We start from the raw sequence: 3282 nt of genomic DNA, 5'->3' as shown, positions 1-3282 counted from the left end.
ATACACTATATATAGAAATAATAACCCTCCTAATTTTTACCTCTTAATTACATTATGGTATATAATCAATTTATAGAATTTACAGAAAAAGGAGCTCTTTCATGCTACAACAACTCTTCACTTCACCTATCCTATCTGTTCAAGCACTACATCCGGGCTATGAAGACCATGCAAGCGACGTATTTCTTGTTAAAACAGAAGCTGAAAAAGTTATTGTTCGTTCCTCAAAAATGACTGAAGAGCCAAGCAATGATTTTTGGTGGGGATGCAAAAACCTATTTGGAATTGACCCAAGAAATGTACATCATTTAGAAACGATACACGCACTATTGAAAAAGCATACTACCTTACCCATCCCGACTATTTTGCAAAAACATGTTTTAAATGGACGAGAGTATGTTATCGCCGAAAAACTAGCAGGAAATACGCTGCAATCATTTATTGGACAACCTGATTCTATTTTATTCAGCCTTGGAAAAGGACTAGCAGAGATTCATTCATTTAAAGCTAATTTCACAGGAAACCCTTCTGGTACTTTCCAAGTTCCACTTGAAGAATTTAAGTTGCATATTTTAAAAGTAAGCAAGAATCTTGTAAATATGTTTTATTCCGATAATGCGAGCATACATAACGCATTTCATACTTTTGAATCACAACTCTCTTCCTTGCCATCACCGAAGGAATCTACACTCATTTTAATTGATATGGATCCTACTCAGTTTTTATCAGATGGTCAATCTATTACTGGTTTAGTAGATACAGAAGCTTATGCAATTGCTCCAAGAGAGTTCGATTTTATTGGATTAGAATATGTACTTACAGAAAAAGAGGCTCGTGCTTTTAAACAAGGTTATGAGACCATTATGCCCATTCCTCGTCTTGAAGAATGTAGACAACCCTATCGATATTTATATCGCTTATTATCTATTCAAGGTAGTGTGGAGTTAGAAAAGTGGTTATGTCACCCATCCTATTTTTAAATATGATTGAGAGGGATTATGAAATGGATATTCAGAAAAAGAACTTTTTAGTTGAAAATGAAATACAACAGCTGAAAGATTTAGCTCATGTTTGCGGGCAACACGATAAAATTGATTACTCGTCAGATTTGCATGTCAACTTTTTAACTGCCCGTAATAAAGAAGTGGTAAATGATTTTCTATTTTATGATGATACTCAATTAATCGGTGCATTAAGTATGTATGACTTTGAAAGACCGACTAAACTGGAGTTAATAGGATTTGTTCATCCAAACTATAGAAAACAACATATAGGCACTACTCTTTTACAAACTGCAATGAAAGAAATACAAAAAAGAGAGGCCGATGAAGCCCTTCTTATAATTAATGGTGACTCTATTTCAGGGAAATCATTTGCAAAACAAATGAACTTACCTTATTTATATAGTGAGTACGGTATGGAGTTCAAAATAAACGAAGCACAAAAAACAATGAAAAATCATATTAACCTTACCGTTGCATCTTCTGAATTACTTCCTGACCTTATAGAAATCGCTAGTAAAGCTTTTGGAGATTCGGCAGCAAATACATCCACATGGTTACAAAAAATGATGAAGTCACCTTCTCATCAAGTTTACATTGCTTTTATTAATGAAAAAGCAATCGGAACGATTACCGTTACTGAGCAAGAGCAGTCTATTACACTATCAGGATTCGCAGTTCATCCTTCTTATCAAGGTAAAGGATATGGTAAAGATATTCTTAGTTATATGGTACATACACTTATTACCGAAGGAGTTTCCACAATTGAATTAGACGTCGAAACGAAAAATAACAATGCCTTAAAACTTTATACACAGTGTGGATTTGAAATCATGACGAAGTATGATTATTATGGATTATTGGAATAGGAGTGACTTTTCTATCGAGGAAGCATGTTATTTTAGAGACGAAATTATTGCCTCTTTAAAATCTGTAGGATTTAACAATATACAACTACACGGTGCAAATAGAACATTTTTCATTTGCCAAAAGCAAAAAAGCTGAATCATAACGATTCAGCTTTTTTATTTTTTCTTAATATATTTACAACCGCAGTCGTTTCATCATTTTCTTTATAGACACGTGGAATTCTTCTGTCCAACATACATGTAACTTCATAGTTAATTGTACCTAGCATATCTGCTATTTCTTCCACCGCAATCTCTTCTTCACCTTGTTTGCCGTAGAATACAACTTCGTCTCCTACTTGTACTGGCATTGCATTTGTAACATCTAGCATAAGCTGATCCATACAAACACGACCAATAACAGGTACTCTAACTCCATTAATTAATGCATGCCCTTTATTAGATAACTGACGATTATAACCATCAGCATAACCAATTGGTACAGTTGCAATCCATTCTTCACCCGTTGTTACATACGTATTCCCATAGCTAACACCACGATTTTTCTTCGCATGTTTAACATGAGCTACTTTTGATTTTAAAGACAACGCTGGCTGTAAGGAAGCAACTGTATGATCCACTTCTCTTGAAGGATACATACCGTAGATTCCAATACCGACACGAACCATATTTTGAAATGTGTTACTAAGTTCCATTGATCCTGCACTGTTTGAACTGTGAATATATGGAAAACGAATTCCTAATTCTTCCGCTGTATTTACAGCTTTCTCAAACAAACTTGTTTGCATATTTGTATAAGTTTTATCTATTTCATCAGCGGTAGAGTAATGTGTAAACATCCCTACTACTTCTACATATCGCATACGTTTTAACTCTTCAAAAAACGGTTTAACTTCTTCTTCCTGTAAACCAATACGGCTCATTCCTGTATCAATTTTCACATGAATTCGCACTTTCTTTTGAAGATGGTTTGCAACTTCATCTATACCTTGTAAATCTTCTACTCTATAAACAGTCATCATAACGTCATATTGAATTACATCTTCTACAGCTGCTACTGGTGTATATCCTAAAATTAAAATAGGTACAGTGATTCCAGCTTCTCTTAATTCAATTGCTTCGTCTACAAATGCAACTGCAAGTTGGTTTATTCCTGCTTCAATAGCCGATTTCGCAACTTCAACTGCCCCATGACCATATCCATTCGCTTTTACAGCAGCCATCATCGCAATATTTTCATCGTTTACATGTTTTTTAAATTCTTTTACATTATGTTTTACAGCATTTAAGTCAACTTCAACAATTGTATCTCTTCCATATTTCAAGCTCATTGGTCTAACTCCTAACTCAATAATTACATTCCATTCTATTTCATGTTTCATATGACCTTTTACAATATAATACTTTTCACT

The 3282-nt window shown here is 34.1% G+C and carries 3 protein-coding genes; 2 read left to right on the top strand and 1 reads right to left on the bottom strand.

Annotation, left to right across the window (positions count from 1 at the left end; translation table 11 throughout):
* Window positions 1-101: 101 nt before the first annotated feature.
* On the top strand, window positions 102-980 hold the full coding sequence (locus AB3X48_RS19805) for a protein kinase family protein (protein WP_016104639.1): 879 nt from the start codon (window positions 102-104) through the stop codon (window positions 978-980).
* Between the two features lie 23 nt (window positions 981-1003).
* A complete protein-coding gene (locus AB3X48_RS19800) occupies window positions 1004-1870 on the top strand; it encodes a GNAT family N-acetyltransferase (RefSeq protein WP_033714699.1) in 867 nt (288 codons plus the stop codon).
* Window positions 1871-2007: 137 nt separating this feature from the next.
* Here AB3X48_RS19800 and alr read toward each other — a convergent pair whose 3' ends face one another.
* Window positions 2008-3201, bottom strand: a complete 1194-nt coding sequence (alr, locus tag AB3X48_RS19795) for an alanine racemase (RefSeq protein WP_016104637.1) — start codon at window positions 3199-3201, stop codon at window positions 2008-2010.
* Window positions 3202-3282: the final 81 nt, after the last annotated feature.

Origin of the sequence: Bacillus sp. S4 (assembly GCF_040838205.1) — a bacterium.
Lineage (GTDB): Bacteria > Bacillota > Bacilli > Bacillales > Bacillaceae_G > Bacillus_A > Bacillus_A cereus_U.
The sequence above is the reverse complement of the archived record's forward strand: the minus strand, read 5'-3'. Positions and strand labels throughout refer to the sequence as shown.

Coding starts and splice junctions, on each gene's coding strand:
- AB3X48_RS19800 (WP_033714699.1), top strand. CDS start 1,004: ATGGATATTCAGAAAAAGAACTTTTTAGTTGAAAATGAAATACAACAG.
- alr (WP_016104637.1), bottom strand. CDS start 3,201: ATGAGCTTGAAATATGGAAGAGATACAATTGTTGAAGTTGACTTAAAT.
- AB3X48_RS19805 (WP_016104639.1), top strand. CDS start 102: ATGCTACAACAACTCTTCACTTCACCTATCCTATCTGTTCAAGCACTA.